A 21,245-nucleotide genomic window follows, 5' to 3' on the forward strand; every position below is an offset into this window, starting at 1 on the left:
TACAGAACATTAAGATAACACTCTATTTTTAAATCTTAAAAAATGAAAAAAATTACCTTTTTTTACTTGTGTTTACTGGTATCATTTACCGTAAGTAGTCAACAAGTTTGGAACAAGACCAATGAAACAGGAAAAACACTAGGTATTTCTACTAGTAAATTCGACCCAGAAAATTCATCAACTTACAATTTAGATTTTAATAAATTTAAATTGATTATCGCTAATTCACTTAAAAACGGGAAAACTCAAGGAAAAAATATTCAAATTCCAAATGAAAAAGGTAATTTAGAAACATTTGAAATTTTCGAAAACTCTGTATTTGCACCTTCATTAGCAGCTAAATATCCTGAAATAAAGTCTTACATTGGTCATAACAAAAAAACAGGGGCTATCTTAAGAATGAGTGTTAGTCCTAAAGGGGTTCAAACTATGGTTAATTATAAAAATAAACCTACCATTTTTATGCAACCTATCGAGGGTGAAACAACTAAATACATTGTTTACAATAGATTATCTAAAGTAAATCTCCCAAAAGAAGATTTTATTTGTTCTACTGCAGACGAACTTGTTGAGTCTGATAACAATTTAAATTCTCTAAGTAGAGACGCAAATGATCAAACACTTAGAACTTTTAGAATTGCCATCTCCGTTAATGGAGAGTATACTACATACCATGGAGGAACTGTTGAAGGTGCTTTAGCAGCTATAAACGCCACAATGACGAGAGTAAATGCTGTTTTTGAAACTGACATGGCTGTAAGATTTGAAGTTCAAGATTTCCCCCAATTAATATACTTAGATGCTGAAACAGACCCTTACTCTGAAAGTTTAAGCGCTTGGAATGTGGAGTTACAAAATACTTTATCAAGTACAATTGGAAACTCCGCTTATGATATAGGTCACATGTTTGGAGCTTCAGGAGGTGGAGGTAATGCTGGTTGTATTGGCTGTGTATGTGTGGATGATGATATTACTGATAACAGTGACAGAAATAAAGGATCAGGAATAACTTCTCCTGCTAACGGTAGACCGGAAGGTGATACCTTTGATATCGACTATGTTGCCCATGAAATTGGTCATCAGATGGGGGCAAATCATACTTTCTCACACCAAACAGAAGGTACTGGTGTAAACGCTGAGCCTGGTTCTGGATCTACCATAATGGGGTATGCGGGTATTACAAGTTCTAATGTTCAACAAAATAGTGATGATTATTTTCATTATCATAGTATTAGACAAATTTTAACAAATCTTGAATCTAAAACTTGCTGGCAAAACAACAGCCCTATAACGTTAGTAAATAATCCTCCAATTGCAAATGCTGGTAACAATTATACAATTCCAGCTGGAACAGCATATGTTTTAAGAGGTACTGCAACTGATAATGATAGTGGTGATAATCTTACATACTGCTGGGAGCAAATAGACAACGGAAGGGTAACTAGAGATATATTTGGGCCTACTTCAACTGAAGGAGCACAAGCAAGATCACTATATCCTTCTTCTAACCCTGACAGATATATTCCAAAACTATCAAGAGTAATCGCAGGTCAACTTATTGAATCTAATCCAAATTCTGGTGATGACTGGGAAACTGTTTCCGAAGTGTCGAGAGACTTAAACTGGGCTTTAACTGTGCGAGATCGAATGCCAACTGCTACTGGATTAGGAGGTCAATCTAGTTATGATTTAATGACTATAAGTGTGGATGATTCTGCTGGCCCATTTATTGTAACATCTCAAAGCACAAACGAAACTTGGAATGTTGGTGCAACTAAAATAGTTACTTGGAATGTTGCTGGAACAAACTCAGGTAGTATTAATGCTCAAACGGTCAATATTAAACTTTCTACTGATGGTGGTCTTACATTCCCTTTAACATTAGCTAGTAATATTGCTAATAATGGTAGTTACGATGTTGTAGTTCCTGATACAGGAAGTGATTCAAACCAGGCTAGAATAATGGTAGAAGCCAATGACAATATCTTTTATGCTGTAAATTCATCAAATTTCACAATAGAAAAGCAAGATTTCATTTTTTCTGTAGATACTCCAGAACAAAACATTTGTTTACCCGTAAACGAAGTACAGTATTCGTTCATTTATAAGACTTTTAATGGATTTAATTCTAATACTGTTTTTTCAGCATCAAACCTGCCAAGTGGTTCTGTAGCTAGTTTCAACCCTGTATCTGCCTCAGAAAACAACACTCCTGTTACAGTTACAATAACTACACAAAATATTAATACTGGAAATTATAATATTAGCCTAGTAGGCACCTCAGGGACAATAACGAATTCTGAATCTGTTTTTTTAAATGTATATGATAATAATTTTGAAGTACCAACCTTAACATCACCAAATAACAATAGTAATAATATTAGTTTACAACCCGAATTTAGTTGGGTAAATGATGTTAATGCACAGTTTTATGAAATACAAGTTGCTACTGATAGTAATTTTACTAATGTAATAATTGCTGATACATCTTTAAATAATCAATTTACACCTTCTTTAGCTTTGCAAAACTCAACTACATATTATTGGAGAATTAAACCAATTAATGATTGTGGTGAAGGTGATTACTCTGCAATATTTAGCTTTTCAACAATAAATTGTAGTGCATGTGAATCTTCAGGTAATACATCATATGCTACAAGTACTACTCAAGTAACTTTTAACACCATAAACAACTCTAGTGCTAAAGAAAATGGTGCCTATTCTGATTTTACCTCAATAAGCACTACTATTGCTAGAGAAAGTTCACACGAACTATCGATAAATGTTAATACTGATGGTAACTATACAACACATACTTTAGTGTGGATTGATTGGAATCAAGATTGTAATTTCGACGACGCTAACGAATCATTTGATTTAGGAGAAGCTACAAACGTAGCTAATGGAACGACAAACTTATCTAACTTAATAGTAACTGTTCCTGTTGATGCCGTATTAGGGAATACTGTAATGAGGGTAAGTACACGTTATAATTCTGACCCTACATCATGTCAAAATGGATATGATGGTGAAGTAGAAGATTATACTATAATTGTAGATAGAGGTGCTTCTGTTGAAGATTTCTCTTTTGGCAACTTTAATTTATATCCGAACCCATCTTCAGGTTTAATGAAATTAAGATTCGAGAAAGCTTCAAATGATAATGTTAATATCTCTATATTCGATATCAGAGGTAGAGAAGTTAAAACAGAAATTTATAATGATAATTCTACAATTTTTTCTCAAGAACTAGACTACAGTAGTTTATCTAGCGGTTTATATATTCTTCAAATTAAAAATGGAGGCAAACAAACTAGTAGAAAAATAATAATTGAATAATTTATAAAATAAAAAAGCGAGCTATTGCTCGCTTTTTTATTTTATAAATTATATTGAACACTAAAAGTAATATACCTTGGCTGAATAACATAAGCTGATGTACTATTAAATATGGTATTAGAACTATCTTGATTTAAAGATTTTGTATCTAATATGTTAGTAACACCTATTTTATACTCCCATTTACTATTGTCTTGTTGAAATGTTAAATCTGCATCCCAAAAACTAAATTCATTAAGCGTTTCAGAATCATTTCTATAATTATTGTACGTATACTTTGTGCTAAAAATTAAATCATTAGTTAAAAAGGTATCAAAATTAATAAAAGGACTATGAGTGGTAAACTGATTAATAATACCTCCTTGATCATATTTATTAATACTTACGTTATAACCAACGTCAAAATTTGGGGCATTTCTGAAATTAGAACTTAATCTTGTTCTATATGATTGTGTAAAAGAATTTGATTCTCTATTTTCGTTTTCTCCACTTATAGGAGAAAAAAATAGGTTATTTGATACTGAATACGATACATTCCCTCCTAAAGTTACTTTAAACTTTCGGTAACTTTTCTGAAAATCTGCATTGGCTGCAATAGTTTCATCAGGAAAAACAGAATTTATTGAAGTAGAAACCTGATCCACACCATCAAATGCAGTTAAACCTTTAATAACTTCAATTCTTTTATTATAAGTTACATTAGCAAATACATTTGTATAATTAAACATGTTAAAACTATAGTAACTTAGATTTACATTGTGAGAAAGTGCACTTTCTAGTGTTCTATTACCTGAAAAAAGCCTGTTGTAATTATTAAATACAAAACCTTCCGCAATATTATTAACGTCTGTAAAACTTACTTGTTGACTGTAATTTAAACGTAAAGTTTCAGATTTTTTTAAAGAAACTTTTATAGAAGCATCAGGAAGAAGCTTTGTAAAACTATTGTCAAAAACAGATCCTAACTGACTATTTTTAGCACTGTATTGATGTAAAGTAATACCTTGATCAAACGTAAAAATTCCTGCTATAAATTTATAATGCAAGCCTGCAAAATAATCATCAAAAGAATAATTAACATCATTTACAGTTGACGGATTGGTTATATTATTTTGAGTACCATCTTGTAAAACTTCGAAAATATCCGAGTTAAAATCTTGAGAACTTATTGTTGTTCCTAATGTTAAGTTTAAATTACTTTTAGTATTCAATACATAATAGTAATCTAACTTTGCATCTAGTTTACTTGTGTAAACTCTTTTATTTTGGGAAACATTATAAACACTTTGACTTGTCAATCCTAATTGGTTTGCAAATGATAATTGTGACAAGGCTGCATTATAAAAGGGATCTTCGTTTTGCCATAAATGTTGCCCTTCAAAAGCAAAAATATTACGTTCATCTAAAGTGTAATAATAGTTCACATTTTGATTGATTGAGAACGGATTTTGTGAAGTTATTTGATTTACAGGAACTGTTGTTGATTCATCTGTTACTGTAGTTCGTATCGATGTTAATTGCTGTAATTCGTTCTGATCTGAAATTTTAGCAAAAACATCATAATCAAATTGATTATTGGTATTCGGTTTATATGATGAGCTCAATTTTATTAATGCTAAATCATTTTGTTGATTTGTATTTGTAGCTGTTGTTTCTTTAGCTATCGCGTTTGAATTATTCTCGTCTGGTAGAATATAATTTCTTATTGTTTTTTCTTCCATATCTGTATCTGTACCAGAATAAATAGCAAACCCACTCAAATCCCAAGTTTTTGAGGGAGAATAACTAAAATTTAATGCTCCAAAGCGAGTCTCAATTTCTTTAGCTCTATCATTTCTCATAGTCAAAAAACCAATATCGGAAGAAGCTACATTAAAGCTTGTTCCTCTTCCTCCTGCTCCTCTAAAACCTCCGGTAAACTTAAAATAGTCTCTTCGAGTGAATGGTATTTCTCCAATGTTATTAAAATCAGTAATAATATTAACACTGTATTTAGGATTGTAATAAAATAATTTAGGATGAAGCAGATATCTAAAGTCTTTGGTAGCCATTCCCATACCAGCAGTTACATCTCCAAACCAAAAACTTTTTTTACCCTCTTTTAATTTTAGATTAATAACTATATTATCTTCATTATCTGTAACAGAACTCATTTGTCTAACTTCACTATGATTTTTTAGTACCTCAACTTTATCTATAGCATTGGCAGGAATATTTTTAGTAGCTAGTTTGGAATCTCCATCAAAAAAGTCTTTTCCTTCAACCATTACTTTTTTTACTGTTTTTCCTTCTACTTGAATTTCACCATCATCATTTACCTCAACACCTGGTAATTTATTTAAAACATCCTCAAGTTTCTTTTCTGTACCACTTTTAAATGAGTCAGCATTATAAACAATAGTGTCTCCTTTTACAGTTACTGGCATTTTAGACACAATTTCTACCTCATCTAATGCATTATCAAAGGTCATTACTATATCTTTTGTTAAATCTTGAGTAGTAGTTGTTACAGGAACTTCTGCCGTTTTCATGCCTACATAACTTACTTTAATTAAATAACTTGAATTTTGTTTTAAATTCAGTTTATAGTTTCCGTAAGCATCTGAAAAACCATAAGAATCAAGCTTTTTAGTATCTGTATTAATTGCAATTAAATTTGCCATTTCAAGATTTTCACCTATACTATCTTTAACAACACCTGACAGTTTAATCTGAGCATTAGCATAGCCTGCAATTAGTAAAATTGCATATATAATTATTTTTTTCATGTAGTTAGTTGTTTCGAGTAAGTTATCTTCTAAAAGGTCTTCCCCCTCCTCTTCTGCCGCGCCACATTTCACGCATTTCTTCCATTTTTTTCTTTACAATACTATTGTATTCTTCTCTAGTAACTTCTTCTCCTTTTGTAGGCTCTTCAATTTCTAGCTTTTCTTTAGTATTTAAAACTACTTCTGTGCATAAAACTGTGGTATTTCCAGAGTTTACCTCTAAAATTAATCCTGGCAAACCCCAGTACATACCAGGACCATTACTGACAGGTATTTGAGGTGTATACCATGCGGTTACTAATATCTGCTTAGGCATTTCAATTTCATCTGTCACCGTTTTAACATGGGTAGAATCTTTTGATTTATTATCTCTTCTTCCTCTTCTACGCATATTTCTCCAATCAAAAGCATCAGTTGATTTTAACATGGTAGCTTTATAACATATATATTCACCAATTTGTTTGGTTTCAGCTGTCATCTCCCATTCTGGTAATGATTCTTCTTCTTGGATCAAAAACTTTTTACCAAAAAACTCAATAGACTCTAAAAACTTTTTTTCTGAAGTATTTTTATATTGAACACCTCCTGAAAAACCTCCGAAACCAAAACCTCCTCTTCCAGGTGCCTCTAGTTTTTCTTCTTCTTTATAAATAGATGTTGTTTTATTAAAATTTAAAACATATGTTTTTTCTAACATATTTTTCATTCTATCCATAATTCGTTTTTTCTGCTGTTCGGACATTTCTCGATTACCAAACCGAGACATATCAAAAGAAGTTTTTGACTGATATACAGCTTTTCCTTGAAATTCTTTTTGGGAAAAAACTGTAAAAGAAATACAGATAAGTAAAAAAGTAATAATTGATTTCATGTAGGTTATTTTAAGTAAAACTATAGTTAATTATAGTTAGACTTACATATAAACCAAAGGTTTAATCACTTCATATAATTATCCTTGAATTTCTATATGGATAGCATCACCATTTTTTTTAGATTTTCTCTTATTATTAAATCGCTCCATCATCTCTTTGGTTTTCTCTATCATTAACTCATCAAACTTAGCTTGCGATATCTTTTTCCCTTTTTTAGGTTTTTTAATTACAATTTTGTCTTTTGGATTAAGTACTAATTCCGTACAAGCAATAGTTTGTTTACCTTCTTGAATTTCTAGAATTAAACCTGGTAAACCCCAATACATACCGGGACCATTACTTACAGGTATTTCAGGAGTGTACCAGGCAGTAGTTGTAATATCAACTATTTTTTTAGTTTCCTCTTTTTCGCCATCAGTAATTATAAAACTTTTATGTGCTTCTTTTCTTGTTTTTAATGCTTTATAACAAGTATAATTTCCTATTTTTTTTGTTTCAGAAGTCATTTCCCAAGCAACATCCGTTAAAGCATCTTCTATAAGAAATCTTTTTCCACTAACTTCTTTCTTATTAGTGTAATTTTTAGCTGATATATTTTTATATAAAACATCATTCCCTCCATCGTCTCCGATCATAAAAACTTGTACTCCGCCTGATTGTGCTTCTGAACTAAGCTTTTTATTTTGTGTATAAATAGATGTTGTTTTATTAAACTGAAGTGTATATGTCTTTTCCGACATTTTTTTTAATCTTTCTTTTAATTTCTTTTGAAAAGACTTATCAACTACTCCTTTATCATTGCTAACATTAATAGAAACAGCGTTATGAGTTTTATATACAGCTTTCCCTTGAAAATCTTGAGCTTGTAAAGTAAAATATGACAAGCATATAACGGTAAGTAATAAAGTTTTCATTTTATATGTTTTAGTAATTAATTTTAATCTAGTTTAACCATAAGTTTAGTAGCTTTTTTAAGCATATTGATTAATTTATCTAAATCATCAACTTTTCCTTTAATTTCAAATTCTTTGTTACTATTTTCTGTAGATTTTGATAAAACTCTACATCCTATTTTTACTTCATCTTGTTTGTTATTGTTCGCAAAAATTTCTTTAACATCATTCCATTTAATAGTTTTTAATTCTTCTGAACTATCTACCGTAAATATCAAAGAGGTTACTCCTTTACTTTGTACATATTCAGCTATATTTTTCTTTTGCGCATTTAAATTTATTACTGATAAGAAGGCAATTACAATACTAATTTTTTTCATGATTAAATGTTTTTAAATTTTTACACTACAAAAATCATCTCAAAAAAACTCTTAGAGGGTTAACAAGTGTTAACGAGTGTTAACCGGTAAAAATGTTAATATATAAATGGTACTTTTGAAATATGAAGTCAAAAAAACATAGTTGGATTTTATATTTTATAACACTTACAGTTATTACAACAATAGCTATTCAAGTTTATTGGAATCATAAAAATTATCAAGAAAACAAACAGCGTGTTATTAATGAAGTACAAATTAGCTTAGACAATGCTGTAGAGGAATATTTTGCACAAATTTCTAAAGAGAATTTTTACGCCATTGTTAAAGGTGATGAAAAAAAATCTGATAAAGACGCTATGAAGGGTATTTGGAAAGATATTTTTGCGAACATTGATACTAAAAAAGAAAAAAAAATAGCAAAAAAAGATACTGCTTCTAACATAGATTTTAAAATTACTTCTCTAAGTATTAAAACAGATTCTCAAAAAGAATTTTCAGATATTTCATATTCTTTTGATACCGTTTTAAACTCAAACAAAAAACTTCAAGAAAATAAAAAACCGAAAGACCTTAAGGTTTTTAAAGGTAAAAAAGCTACTGATAGTTTAAAATTAATTAAAGGGTTAGAAACCATATTTATTGCAGTTCAAAGTGACTCTATAAATCCAAAAGAAATTGATTCTATCTTGAAAAAACAGTTAGCTCAGAAAAAAATTTATATTGATTTTGGTCTGCAATATTTTAAATCTGATACTTTACAATCGGATCTTTTTAAGACCCCTATTAAAGTATTTAACACCATTGAATCAAAATCAACTTTTTTAGGTTCTGACAAATCCTTTAAAATGTCATACTCCAACCCTTCTCTAGAAGCTTTAAAAAGGAGTGCATTAGGCATAATATTGTCTTTTATTTTATCACTATCTGTAATTTCAAGCCTATTTTACTTATTAAACATCATTAATAAACAAAAAGAATTAGCTGAAATAAAAAACGATTTAATAAGTAACATAACTCACGAATTTAAAACACCTATTACAACAGTATCTACTGCACTTGAGGCTATTAATCATTTTAACGGAATTAATGATATTGAAAAAACTAAAAACTATTTATCAATATCAGAAAACCAAATAAAAAAACTGCATTTAATGGTTGAAAAGTTATTAGAAACAGCCACATTAGACAGTGAAAAACTTCTTTTAAAAAAGGATGAAGTTGAACTAATATCTTTGTTAGAAAAACTCACAAAAAAACATCAGTTATTAGCTTCAAATAAAGAAATTTCATTTTCAACAAACGTCAAAAAACTTTACATCGAGTTAGATGAGTTTCATTTCGAAAATGCAATTTCAAACCTAATTGACAATGCTATAAAATATGGTGGCGATTTTATTGATGTTTTAGTAATTTCTGAGAGGGATATAATTACTATTTCTGTATCTGATAACGGTAAGGGAATCGATAAAAACCAACAGCAAAAAATATTTGACAAATTTTACAGAGTGCCAAAAGGAAACACTCACGATGTAAAAGGTTTTGGAATAGGACTTTATTACACTAAAAAAATAATTCAAAAACATGAAGGTGAAATACAGCTAAATTCATCTTCAGAAAAAACAGTATTTAAAATCACATTGCCTAATGGATAATAAAATAAGATTATTATTAGCAGAGGACGAACCTAGTTTAGGTCAAATTGTTAAAGAAAGCTTAGAAACAAGAAATTTTAAAGTAACCCATGCACTAAACGGTGAAGAAGCCTATGAATACTATAAAAATAATGAATTTGATATTTTAGTATTAGATGTAATGATGCCCAAAAAAGATGGATTTACCTTAGCTAAAGAAATTAGAAATGAGAATAAAAATATTCCTATTATTTTTTTAACCGCTAAATCTCAAACCAAAGATGTAATTGACGGTTTTAACCATGGAGGAAACGATTATTTAAAAAAGCCCTTTTCTATGGAAGAATTAATTATTAGAGCTTACAGTTTATTAGACAGAGTTACTGTAAAAAATAACTTTCAAAACATTGTTATTGGTCAATACATTTTTAACTATGAAAAACAAAAATTAATTTTTAATGATGAAAACTTCCTATTAACCCACAGAGAAAGTGAACTTCTATTTCATTTAACTCAAAGAAAAAATGAAATTTTAGATAGATCATTTATCTTAAATAAACTTTGGGGAGACGACGACTTTTTTAATGCTAGAAGTATGGATGTTTTTATTTCTAAGCTAAGAAAAAAACTAAAAAAAGATCAGAATATTCAAATTATTAACATTAGAGGTTATGGCTATAAATTGATGTGCTAATTCCTTTTCAAATTAGAAATAAAGTGTAATTTTACCAATGCCTTTACAAGCAACCCTTAATTATATAAACCTATATTAGTCAATAAATTATGCACGTAGCCATTGCTGGAAACATTGGAGCAGGTAAAACTACTTTAACTAAATTATTAGCAAAACACTATAACTGGGAACCTCATTTTGAATCTGTAGATGAAAATCCGTACTTAGATGATTTTTATGCAGAAATGGAACGCTGGTCTTTTAACTTACAAGTGTACTTTTTAAATAGTCGTTTCCGTCAAGTATTAGAGTTACGTAAATCTGGTAAAAAAATTATTCAAGATAGAACCATTTATGAAGATGCACATATATTTGCACCTAACCTTCATGCAATGGGATTAATGACCAATCGTGATTTTAGCAACTATTCTTCATTATTTGAATTAATGGAAAATCTAGTTACGCCTCCAGATTTATTAATTTATTTACGTGCAGATATCTCTACACTAGTAGGACAGATTCACAAAAGAGGTCGTGATTATGAAAGCTCAATCAGTATTGATTATTTAAGTAGATTAAATGAGCGCTATGAAGCCTGGATTAGTAAATATACAAAAGGTAAACTATTAATTATTGATGTAGACAATTTAGATTTTGTAGACAATCCAGAAGATTTAGGTTATATAATTGACAGAATAGATTCTCAATTACACGGTTTATTTTAAACCACGCTTAAATTCGCTCAATAAAATAGCTGTAGCCGTAGCAACATTTAAACTCTCGGTTTGTTGTAAATCTCCAAATCGAGGTATTGTTAAGGCATTGTCTATTAAACTCCTTATTTCTGTAGAGATACCATTTGCTTCATTCCCCATAACTAAGATGGCTTCTTGAGGTAAGTTAACTGCATATACATTCTGTCCATCCATATCTGCAGTAAAAACAGGTAGATTTGTATTTTCTATATAATTCAGTAAATCTACATACTGAATACTAATTCTTGTTAAAGACCCCATAGTAGATTGTACTACCTTCGGGTTATAACAATCTACCGTATCTTTAGAACAAATTAATTGTTCTACTCCAAACCAATCACACAATCTAATAATTGTCCCTAAGTTTCCAGGATCATTAACAGCATCTAAAGCTATTATTAAACCATTACCCTCACGGGGTTTAGTTTCTGGTATTTCAAAAATCCCTAAAACTTTATTAGGAGTTTTTAAATTACTAACTTTTTTTAACTCTTGCGCTGTAATGTTGGTAATTGTACCATTATAATTATCTGTAGTAAAATCATCAGTGGCAAATAACGCATGAATTTTTAAAGAAGAATTCAATAATTCATTAACCACCTTAACGCCTTCAGCAACAAATAAACCGTTTTTAGTTCTATTTTTCTTTTGCTGTAAGCTATTAATTAATTTAATTTGATTTTTAGATATACTCATTAGATAATTTTTAACAAGTATTAACCACAAAAAATAGTATTTTTGGTGATTAATGCGAGGCGTAAAGTTAATGAAAAAACTTTCTTTTTATTTTTTACTTATTCTAATCTTTAACTCATGTAGCACTATAAAACATGTACCTGATAATGAGTTACTATTAGCTAAAAACACCATTATTGTTGATGAGAAAAAAACAAGTAAAGAGAAAATACATGAACTTCTTCTACAACGCCAAAACGCAAAAGTATTTGGTTTCTTACCACTATCACTCTACTTTTATAATTTAGGTAACCCAAAAGGATCTAAAGATGTTGAAGAATGGAAAGAAAATCATCCGCAACTTTACAAATTATTTAAAGATGTTTTTTCAGAAAAACAAAGCATATCTGTAGCCAGAACATTTATAGGATTAAATACTTGGTATTTAGAAAATGGACAAGCTCCTGTAATAATTAATGATAAGAAAACAAATGCTACTATTGACAACCTTACCAATTACTTTTTTACCGAGGGTTATTTCAGAAATCATGTAAGCGCAACAAAAGATATTTTAGGAAATAAAAAAGGAGCTATAACTTACCGAGTTTTAAAAGGAAAACCTACTTTTTTAGATTTAATTTACACAACTATTGAATCCCCTATTTTAGATTCAATCTACCAAGCGAACAAGCAGAATAGTTTTCTTAAAAAAGGAGAGCAATACAAAAACCAAAATTTTATTGATGAAGCCGACAGGCTTGTAAAATTATACAGAAATAAAGGAATCTTTCATTTTAATGAAAACAGTATTTTATTTGAACCTGATACATTAGATAATTATCAAAAAACAGATGTTGAAATAAAAATTTCTAATCGCTTAATTGAAAGTAAAGGTGAATACTCTTCAAAACCTTTTAACATTCAAAAGGTTAAAAAAATTAATATTTATACAGATTATACATATAATCAACGTTTTGAGCCTTTAAATGATTCTACTAATTATAATGGAGTCAACTATTTTGCACACAAAAAACTAAAATACAATCCAAAATACTTATCACAGTCTATATTTATTCAGCCTGATCAAATTTATACAGACTCGCTAAGAAACTTAACAAGATTACACCTTCGTGGATTAAAAAACTTTAAAACCACTTCAATACGTTATCAAGAAATTAACGATAAAGAATTAGAAGCTAATATTTACTTAACTCCTATAGAAAAATACACACTAGGCTTAGAGACGGAGCTATCTAGATCTAATATTCGAAACTTCGATATTTCAGCTAAATTTTCCATATTAAATAGAAACACATTTAAAGGTGCTGAAATATTTAGATTTTCTGTATTAGGTTCATATTTTAATTCAAGAAATGGACCTGGTTGGGAACTTGGTTCTAACATTTCATTACAAGTACCAAGATTTATGGCCCCTTTTGGACTGCACAAATTTGTACCTAAAAGCATGATGCCTAGAACAACTTTTCAAACCGGAGTAGCTATTCAAAAGAATATTGCTTTAGACAAACAAAGTATTTCTTTAGGTATCGATTATAAATGGCAATTTACTGAAAGAAAAAGCATTCAAGTAGAACTACTAAATGCTCAATACATCAGAAATTTAAACGTTAATAATTATTTTAACATTTACCGATCTGAATACAACAAACTTGTAGAAGTAGCGGAAGCTGATACTAGTTATACATTACCAGAAAACAACTCAGAAAATGCTTCAGAAATTGTTTCTTTTATGAGATCTGTAGCATCAGACGGAAATTTTAGAAACAATAACCCAGAAGAATATCAAGAAAACTTAAATGTTTTTAATCGATATCGAATCATTTCATCAGACTTTTTAATTCCTGAAATAGCCTACTCTTTTACCTACAACAATAAAGAAAAGGTCTCAGATTCTGATTTTTCATATTTTAGAGTTCGACTTGCAAACTCAGGTAATATAATGGGACTTTTATCCAATCAAACCAATATAAATGGCCAAAAAACTGTTTTTAAAATCCCTGTTGCACAATACTTTAAAACAGATATTGAGTATAAAAAATATTGGGATCTAGGAAGAGATAATGTTTTAGCACACAGAACATTTTTAGGCGCTATTGTTACTTACAACAACTCTAACATTCCTTTCAACAGAAGTTATTTTGCTGGAGGATCTAATGATATTAGAGCTTGGAGAACCTATGATTTAGGACCAGGAACACGCCAACCTGGGCTTGAATATAATATTGGAAGTTTAAAGTTTTTAACCTCTTTAGAATATCGTTTTCCAATGGTTGGTAGTTTAAAAGGAGCTGTTTTTTTAGATGCTGGGAATATTTGGGATATTACCAATTCTTCTTTAGTAGATGATGAATCTAGATTTGACGGACTTAAATCTTTAACAGATATGGCTGTAGCATCAGGATTTGGAGTACGTTATGATTTAAAATTTTTAGTATTACGATTAGATCTTGGTTTTAAAACCAGAGAGCCATATAAACAAAACAACCGTTGGTTTCAAAACTATAATTTTAGTAATGCAGTTTATAATATTGGTATAAACTACCCTTTTTAACCATCACTTTATCATAAAAATAAAGCAACACAAACAAAAAAAGTGTAGATTTGTTTTTCATATCAACCAACAACTAAAAAATAAAACAATGATTAAACCAGGAGTTGCCACAGGAAGAGAAGTTCAAGAAATTTTTCAACTAGCTAAACAAAAAGGCTTTGCGCTACCCGCAGTGAATGTAGTAGGTTCTAACACCATTAACTCAGTATTAGAAACAGCAAAAGAGGTTAACTCACCTGTAATTATTCAATTTTCTAACGGAGGTGCTCAATTTAATGCAGGAAAAGGTTTATCTAATGAAAATGAAAAAGCAGCAATTGCTGGAGCTGTAGCCGGTGCAAAACACGTGCACTTAATGGCAGAAGCTTATGGCATACCTGTTATTTTACACACAGATCACGCAGCTAAAAAATTATTACCTTGGATAGACGGTTTATTAACCGCTAGTGAAGAGCACTTTGCCCAAACTGGGAAACCATTATACAGCTCACACATGATAGATTTATCTGAAGAGCCTTTAGAAGAAAACATAGCAATTTGTAAAGAGTACCTAAAAAGAATGAGTAAAATGGGTATGACTTTAGAAATTGAATTAGGTATTACTGGTGGTGAAGAAGATGGTGTTGATAACACAGATGTTGATAGTTCTAAACTTTACACACAACCAGAAGAAGTAGCATACGCATACGAACAATTATTAGAAGTAAGTGATCAATTTACCATTGCTGCCGCATTCGGTAATGTTCATGGGGTTTACAAGCCAGGAAATGTAAAGTTAACTCCTAAAATTTTAAAAAATTCTCAAGAATATATTACAGAAAAATACAATGTTCCTGCAAACACCATTGACTTTGTATTCCACGGAGGATCAGGCTCTACACTTGAAGAAATTAGAGAAGCAATTGGTTACGGTGTAATAAAAATGAACATTGATACAGACCTTCAATATGCATTTTGTGAAGGAGTTCGTGATTATATGAAAGAAAAATCTGCATATTTGCAGGCACAAATAGGTAACCCAGAAGGAGACGATGTACCAAATAAAAAGTATTACGATCCTCGTAAATGGTTACGCGAAGGTGAGCAAACCTTTAAAGCCCGTTTAAAAAAGGCGTTTGAAGATTTAAACAACATCAATACCCTTTAATATTTGGGCGTTTCCTAAAGGTCGCGCTTTCACTACTCGCTTTTTGCTAAAGCCAAAAGAGCTCAAACAAACCGCTCTATCGCTAACGCAGAAACAAGTAAAAATTAAAGAAAAAGAAACCAAGAAACAAAAAGTAATCAGAAGCTAATAACAAAAAACTAAACGTATTATGGCTTGGTTTAAACGAAAAGACAAAGGAATTCATACTCCTACAGAAGAAAAAAAAGACACTCCAAAAGGCTTGTGGTATAAAACCCCAAGTGGAAAAATAATTGACACCGACGAACTAAAGAAAAATCTTTATGTTAGTCCAGAAGACGGTTACCATGTTAGAATTGGTAGTAAAGAGTACTTCGAGTTATTTTTCGACAATAATGAGTTTACAGAATTAAACGAAGAGTTAGATTCTAAAGATCCTTTAAAGTTTGAAGACACGAAAAAGTATCCAGACAGAGTTAAAGCAGTTCAGAAAAAAACTGGTTTAAAAGATGCTGTTAGAACAGCTGTTGGAAAATCTTACGGTAAAAACATTGTTATTGCAGCAATGGACTTTGCATTTATTGGTGGCTCAATGGGGAGTGTAGTTGGTGAAAAAATAGCAAGAGCTATCGATTATGCCATTGAAAACAAGTTACCATTTTTAATGGTTTCTAAATCTGGTGGTGCTCGAATGATGGAAGCATCACTATCATTAATGCAATTAGCTAAAACATCTGTAAAACTAGCACAATTAGCAGATGCTAAGTTACCATACATTTCTTTATGTACAGATCCTACTACCGGAGGAACCACTGCTTCATTTGCTATGTTAGGTGATATAAATATTGCAGAACCAAATGCTTTAATAGCTTTTGCTGGACCACGTGTTGTAAAAGACACAACTGGTAAAGATTTACCAGAAGGTTTTCAACGTTCTGAATTTTTATTAGAACACGGATTTTTAGATGCCATTTATGAGCGTAAAGATTTAAAAAAGCAGGTTAATTTATATATAGATTTAATACAGAATCAACCTGTAAGAGCATAAAAAAAGCCAGCGTTTCGCTGGCTTTTCCGTTTTTAACTATCAAAACTACGGTTAAAATCTTCGTAAAGTTACTACTCTACTATCACCGTTTTCATTACTCAAAATTGCTGAATTATCACAACTTCCATCACCAAAATCTAACGAATAAATTACGCCGTTTTTTGTTATTTCTGTTACTCCACTTACAATAAACCTACACGCAAACTCTCTTCTTAAATTTTCAACTATATTTCCTGTAAATACAGTACCTAAAACATTAGTGTATTGCCAGTTTCCTGAAATAGAATAAACATCATCACCTCTTTCTCTAGTATCAGCTCCTGCAATCATTTCTCTAACTCTAGTTCCCGTCTTTGTTACTGATGCACCATTTTCAAAAATCACAGTAATATCAACTGTATGTGTAGCCTCTCTATTACCATTTTCATTTTCCCTAACTTTTACTACTGATTTACCACCTTGAATTGCATTACCTTCAATCATAAAGTTTTCAAAAGAGATTGTTTTTGAATAACCTTCTGAAGTTTGAACGTATTCTATAATAATGATCCCAGAAAATTCTCTTCCCCAATGACTCATGCAACTATCACCAAAATCTAACGTAATTGTTTTACTATTAGCATTTTCAACTACAGTTCTAGTAACACAATCTGAAATACTACTAGTTGATGTAGATCTTCCTAATAAATTGTAGTCATAATCATCCTCTTCTAAAACATTGTCAATATCAGAAGTGATATCATCAGTTAAAATAGAATTTTGAATTTCTTGATTTGAAAGTTCATCGCTGCTTAAATTCTCCCCATTATCAGAACACGCAACTAATAACATAGTACCAACTATTGAAAGTAAACTAATTTTTAAGATTTTAATTTTCATAATATAAATGTTTAAAAAAGTTAATCTGCTATTTAGACTAAACACTTCTCAAAAGGTTTAATTTTTGTTAAAAAAAACTTAAAATCACACAAAAAATAAGCTGATAATTATACTGTATTTTTATAAAAATTAATTGTACATTTGCAACTTCAATGAAGATCATTGAGTACATTAAAATCATTTAAACAATATTGGTATGTATTTAACTAAAGAAGTAAAAGAGCAAATTTTTGCAAAACACGGTAAAGGAGCTAATGATACTGGTTCTGCCGAAGGTCAAATTGCGTTATTTACGCACAGAATTAACCACTTAACTGAGCACTTAAAGCAAAATCGTAAAGATTTTAACACTGAGCGCTCATTAGTAAGAATGGTTGGTAAGCGTAGAAGCCTTTTAGATTACCTTAAGAAAAAAGATATCAACAGATATCGTGCGATTATCAAGGAATTAGGAATTAGAAAATAATACCTACGTAAAAGAGGCTGGAATATTCAGCCTCTTTTTTTTATATTGCAAAAGTATTTATTACTTCCATTGGAACAACAACAACACCTAACAACAACAACAAAAACAATTAAAAAAATTAGAACAAAAACTGTATGATTCCACAAGTATTTACCCAAGTAATAGAACTTGGAGATGGAAGAACCATCACATTAGAAACTGGTAAATTAGCCAAACAAGCAGATGGTTCAGTTGTTGTAAGAATGGGAGACTCAATGTTATTGGCAACAGTAGTATCTGCTAGAACAGCGGCTCCTGGTATCGATTTCTTACCTTTAACTGTTGATTACCGCGAAAAATTTGCGGCAGCAGGACGTTACCCTGGTGGGTTTATGAAGCGTGAAGCAAGACCTAGTAATGAGGAAATTTTAACCATGCGTTTGGTTGATCGTGTTTTACGTCCATTATTCCCAAAAGATTACCATGCTGAAACGCAGGTAATGATTCAATTAATGTCTCATGATGATAATGTATTACCTGATGCATTAGCAGGTTTAGCAGCATCTGCAGCTATTCAATTATCAGACATTCCTTTCGAAGCTCCTATCTCAGAAGTAAGAGTAGCTAGAGTAAACGGAGAATTTATTGTAAACCCTAGTCCTTCACAATTAAAAGAAGCAGACATCGACTTAATGGTTGGTGCTTCTAACGAATTTGTTGCAATGGTAGAGGGTGAAATGGATGAAGTTTCTGAAGAAGAAATGGCAGAAGCTATCCGTATTGCTCACGAAGCAATTAAAGTACAATGTGATGCTCAAGTTGCCTTAGCTGAAGCATTTGGTAAAAAAGAAACTCGTGAATATGATGCTGAGGCTACCAATGAAGAATTGGCTCAAAAAATTTACGATGCTGCATATCAAAAGTGTTATGATATTGCAAAAAAAGGAACTTCTAAACAAGAAAGAGGTGAAGCATTTTCTTTAGTAAAAGAAGAAGTTATCGCTATGTTTACAGAAGAAGAGTTAGAAGAATATGGAGACTTAGTTTCGAAATACTTCAATAAAGCTCAAAAAGAAGCTGTAAGAAACTTAACTTTAAATGAAGGTTTACGTTTAGATGGACGTAAAACTACAGATATTAGACCAATTTGGTGTGAGGTAGACTATTTACCAAGCACTCATGGTTCATCAATCTTTACACGTGGGGAAACACAAGCATTAGCTACCGTTACTTTAGGTACCTCTAGAGATGCTAACATGATTGATTCACCTACTTTACAAGACGAAGAACGTTTTTATTTACACTATAACTTCCCTCCTTTTTCTACTGGAGAAGCAAGACCTATCAGAGGAACTTCTCGCCGTGAAATAGGACATGGTAACCTTGCACAACGTGCATTAAAAGGTATGATACCTGAAGATTGTCCATATACAGTTCGTATTGTATCTGAAGTATTAGAAAGTAATGGTTCTTCATCTATGGCAACAGTTTGTGCTGGTACGATGGCATTAATGGATGCCGGTGTACAAATGAAAAAACCTGTTTCTGGTATTGCTATGGGATTAATTTCTGATGGTGATAAATATGCAGTTTTATCTGATATTTTAGGTGATGAAGATCACTTAGGAGACATGGACTTTAAAGTTACTGGTACTGCAGATGGTATTACTGCCTGTCAAATGGATATTAAAATCAAAGGATTATCTTATGAGATTTTAGTTAAAGCCTTAATGCAAGCTCGTGATGGACGTTTACATATCTTAGAGAAATTAACAGATACAATTACAACTCCTAACCAAGATGTAAAAGCTCATGCTCCTAAAATGGTTAACAGAACAATCCCTAATGACATGATTGGGGCATTTATTGGTCCTGGAGGTAAACATATTCAAGAGTTACAAAAGGAAACTGAAACTACTATTGTAATTAATGAAGATCCGGTTACAGAAGAAGGTATTGTAGAGATATTAGGAACAAATCAAGAAGGAATTGATAGAGTTCTTGCTCGTATTGATGCAATGTTATTTAAGCCTGAAAAAGGAAGTGTTTACGAAGTTAAAGTTATTAAAATTTTAGATTTTGGAGCAGTTGTTGAGTATACTGAAGCTCCAGGAAACGAAGTTTTACTTCATGTTAGTGAATTAGCTTGGGAGCGTACAAATAACGTAACTGATGTTGTTAACATAGGTGATGTTATTGACGTAAAATACTTTGGTACGGATCCTAAAACTAGAAAAGAAAAAGTATCACGCAAAGCATTATTACCAAAACCTGAAGGTTATGTTTCTAAACCAAGAAACAATAACAATAAAGGTGGTGATAACCGAAACCGAGATAATCGTCGTGAAGATAGAAAGCCACGTACCGATAAAAAAGAAGAATAACAACCTCTTTTTATATAAAATTAAAAATCGCCAACAATTTTGGCGATTTTTTTTGTTTTCAACGCAACCTTTTTTGTTTTTATATACTACAAGTTAAAGACTTATAAAAACATACACTATGAAAACAATATTTTTCCTTAAAGCCTTACTCATTTTACTAACAACATTTTTATTTAGCAATTGTAATAATAATGATGAATTTCCTGAGGACATAATTAATATTACAATATTAAATAATAAAGAAGAAACTTTTACCTCAATGAAAATTGAGGTTACTTCAACCTATGAAGGTCAAAACGAAATTATTGAACGTGGAATAGCCTATAGTACAAATACTAATCCTACAATTAATGACAATATTATTATTAAAACTAATAATACATATACAGCATCAATTTTTAATTTAACTGCTAATACAACTTACCATTTTAGAGCATATATAAAAACAGATGATAAAACTACTTATAGTGATGAAAAAACATTTAAAACACTCTCATTAGATGATACTTCCTGGAAAGTAACCACAGTTTACCCTAACTCTAATAATTATGAAATTATATCACAGGTAGATTTTTTACAAAATGGAACTACAAAATTTGACGAGATAGACTTTCCTGGCACATATACAACTTTAGGAACATGGTCTTTAAACGGAAACAATCTTACCTATATTTGGGAAGGGAATAACTCAAATAATTCAACTTATATATATTACGGTGTTTTATCTGGAATGAGTATAGAAGGAACTTATTCTCATATACATTTATCAGATGGTATTTGGAGTGCAACTCCGTTATAACACGAT

General features: G+C 30.7%; 16 protein-coding genes. 10 read left to right on the forward strand and 6 right to left on the reverse strand.

All coding sequences use genetic code 11. The features are described 5' to 3' along the window. The first annotated feature begins 42 nt into the window (after positions 1-42). Complete coding sequence (locus ACFQ1U_RS11030; protein WP_386108300.1) at positions 43-3,339, forward strand: reprolysin-like metallopeptidase; 3,297 nt, start codon at positions 43-45, stop codon at positions 3,337-3,339. A gap of 41 nt (positions 3,340-3,380) precedes the next feature. Here ACFQ1U_RS11030 and ACFQ1U_RS11035 read toward each other — a convergent pair whose 3' ends face one another. The 4 genes from ACFQ1U_RS11035 to ACFQ1U_RS11050 form a co-directional block, all read right to left on the reverse strand. Next, complete coding sequence (locus tag ACFQ1U_RS11035; RefSeq protein WP_386108302.1) at positions 3,381-6,107, reverse strand: carboxypeptidase-like regulatory domain-containing protein; 2,727 nt, start codon at positions 6,105-6,107, stop codon at positions 3,381-3,383. Positions 6,108-6,129: 22 nt separating this feature from the next. After that, complete coding sequence (locus ACFQ1U_RS11040; RefSeq protein WP_386108304.1) at positions 6,130-6,978, reverse strand: GLPGLI family protein; 849 nt, start codon at positions 6,976-6,978, stop codon at positions 6,130-6,132. Between the two features lie 78 nt (positions 6,979-7,056). Further along, positions 7,057-7,893 (reverse strand): GLPGLI family protein, encoded by an 837-nt coding sequence (locus ACFQ1U_RS11045; RefSeq protein ID WP_386108307.1) that lies wholly within the window; start codon positions 7,891-7,893, stop codon positions 7,057-7,059. Positions 7,894-7,916: 23 nt separating this feature from the next. Beyond that, positions 7,917-8,252, reverse strand: a complete 336-nt coding sequence (locus tag ACFQ1U_RS11050) for a hypothetical protein (RefSeq protein ID WP_386108309.1) — start codon at positions 8,250-8,252, stop codon at positions 7,917-7,919. Positions 8,253-8,374: 122 nt separating this feature from the next. Between ACFQ1U_RS11050 and ACFQ1U_RS11055 the strand changes: the two genes are divergently transcribed. The 3 genes from ACFQ1U_RS11055 to ACFQ1U_RS11065 all read left to right on the forward strand — a co-directional run bounded on the left by ACFQ1U_RS11055 (position 8,375) and on the right by ACFQ1U_RS11065 (position 11,281). Beyond that, entirely contained in the window at positions 8,375-9,904 is a 1,530-nt protein-coding gene (locus tag ACFQ1U_RS11055; protein WP_386108311.1) for a sensor histidine kinase, read from the forward strand. Beyond that, complete coding sequence (locus tag ACFQ1U_RS11060) at positions 9,897-10,577, forward strand: response regulator transcription factor (protein ID WP_386108313.1); 681 nt, start codon at positions 9,897-9,899, stop codon at positions 10,575-10,577. Before ACFQ1U_RS11055 ends, ACFQ1U_RS11060 begins: the two co-directional genes overlap by 8 nt. Before the next feature lie 89 nt (positions 10,578-10,666). Further along, complete coding sequence (locus tag ACFQ1U_RS11065) at positions 10,667-11,281, forward strand: deoxynucleoside kinase (protein ID WP_386108315.1); 615 nt, start codon at positions 10,667-10,669, stop codon at positions 11,279-11,281. On the opposite strand, the gene ACFQ1U_RS11070 is transcribed toward ACFQ1U_RS11065, so the two are convergent. Further along, positions 11,273-12,007, reverse strand: coding sequence for a TrmH family RNA methyltransferase (locus ACFQ1U_RS11070; protein WP_386108318.1), 735 nt, complete (start codon positions 12,005-12,007; stop codon positions 11,273-11,275). The genes ACFQ1U_RS11065 and ACFQ1U_RS11070 overlap by 9 nt on opposite strands. Before the next feature lie 70 nt (positions 12,008-12,077). On the opposite strand from ACFQ1U_RS11070, the gene tamL reads away from it, so the two are divergent. From tamL to accD, 3 genes are all read left to right on the forward strand, one after another. Further along, complete coding sequence (tamL, locus tag ACFQ1U_RS11075) at positions 12,078-14,558, forward strand: translocation and assembly module lipoprotein TamL (RefSeq protein WP_386108320.1); 2,481 nt, start codon at positions 12,078-12,080, stop codon at positions 14,556-14,558. A gap of 88 nt (positions 14,559-14,646) precedes the next feature. Beyond that, positions 14,647-15,705 (forward strand): class II fructose-bisphosphate aldolase, encoded by a 1,059-nt coding sequence (gene fbaA / locus ACFQ1U_RS11080; protein ID WP_386108322.1) that lies wholly within the window; start codon positions 14,647-14,649, stop codon positions 15,703-15,705. A gap of 169 nt (positions 15,706-15,874) precedes the next feature. Then, positions 15,875-16,732 (forward strand): acetyl-CoA carboxylase, carboxyltransferase subunit beta, encoded by an 858-nt coding sequence (gene accD / locus ACFQ1U_RS11085; RefSeq protein ID WP_386108324.1) that lies wholly within the window; start codon positions 15,875-15,877, stop codon positions 16,730-16,732. A 51-nt stretch (positions 16,733-16,783) separates the two neighbouring features. On the opposite strand, the gene ACFQ1U_RS11090 is transcribed toward accD, so the two are convergent. Next, a complete protein-coding gene (locus tag ACFQ1U_RS11090; protein ID WP_386108326.1) occupies positions 16,784-17,611 on the reverse strand; it encodes a hypothetical protein in 828 nt (275 codons plus the stop codon). A 196-nt stretch (positions 17,612-17,807) separates the two neighbouring features. Between ACFQ1U_RS11090 and rpsO the strand changes: the two genes are divergently transcribed. The 3 genes from rpsO (at position 17,808) to ACFQ1U_RS11105 (ending at position 21,239) form a co-directional block, all read left to right on the forward strand. After that, the gene (gene rpsO / locus ACFQ1U_RS11095; protein ID WP_386108328.1) at positions 17,808-18,077 is read left to right on the forward strand and encodes a 30S ribosomal protein S15; all 270 of its coding nucleotides are present in this window, start codon (positions 17,808-17,810) and stop codon (positions 18,075-18,077) included. Between the two features lie 134 nt (positions 18,078-18,211). Continuing rightward, positions 18,212-20,440 (forward strand): polyribonucleotide nucleotidyltransferase, encoded by a 2,229-nt coding sequence (locus ACFQ1U_RS11100; protein WP_386108330.1) that lies wholly within the window; start codon positions 18,212-18,214, stop codon positions 20,438-20,440. Positions 20,441-20,558: 118 nt separating this feature from the next. Beyond that, entirely contained in the window at positions 20,559-21,239 is a 681-nt protein-coding gene (locus ACFQ1U_RS11105) for a hypothetical protein (RefSeq protein WP_386108332.1), read from the forward strand. Positions 21,240-21,245 lie beyond the last annotated feature (6 nt).

It is taken from the genome of Tenacibaculum geojense, assembly GCF_042676005.1.
GTDB classification, from domain to species: Bacteria; Bacteroidota; Bacteroidia; order Flavobacteriales; family Flavobacteriaceae; genus Polaribacter; species Polaribacter geojense.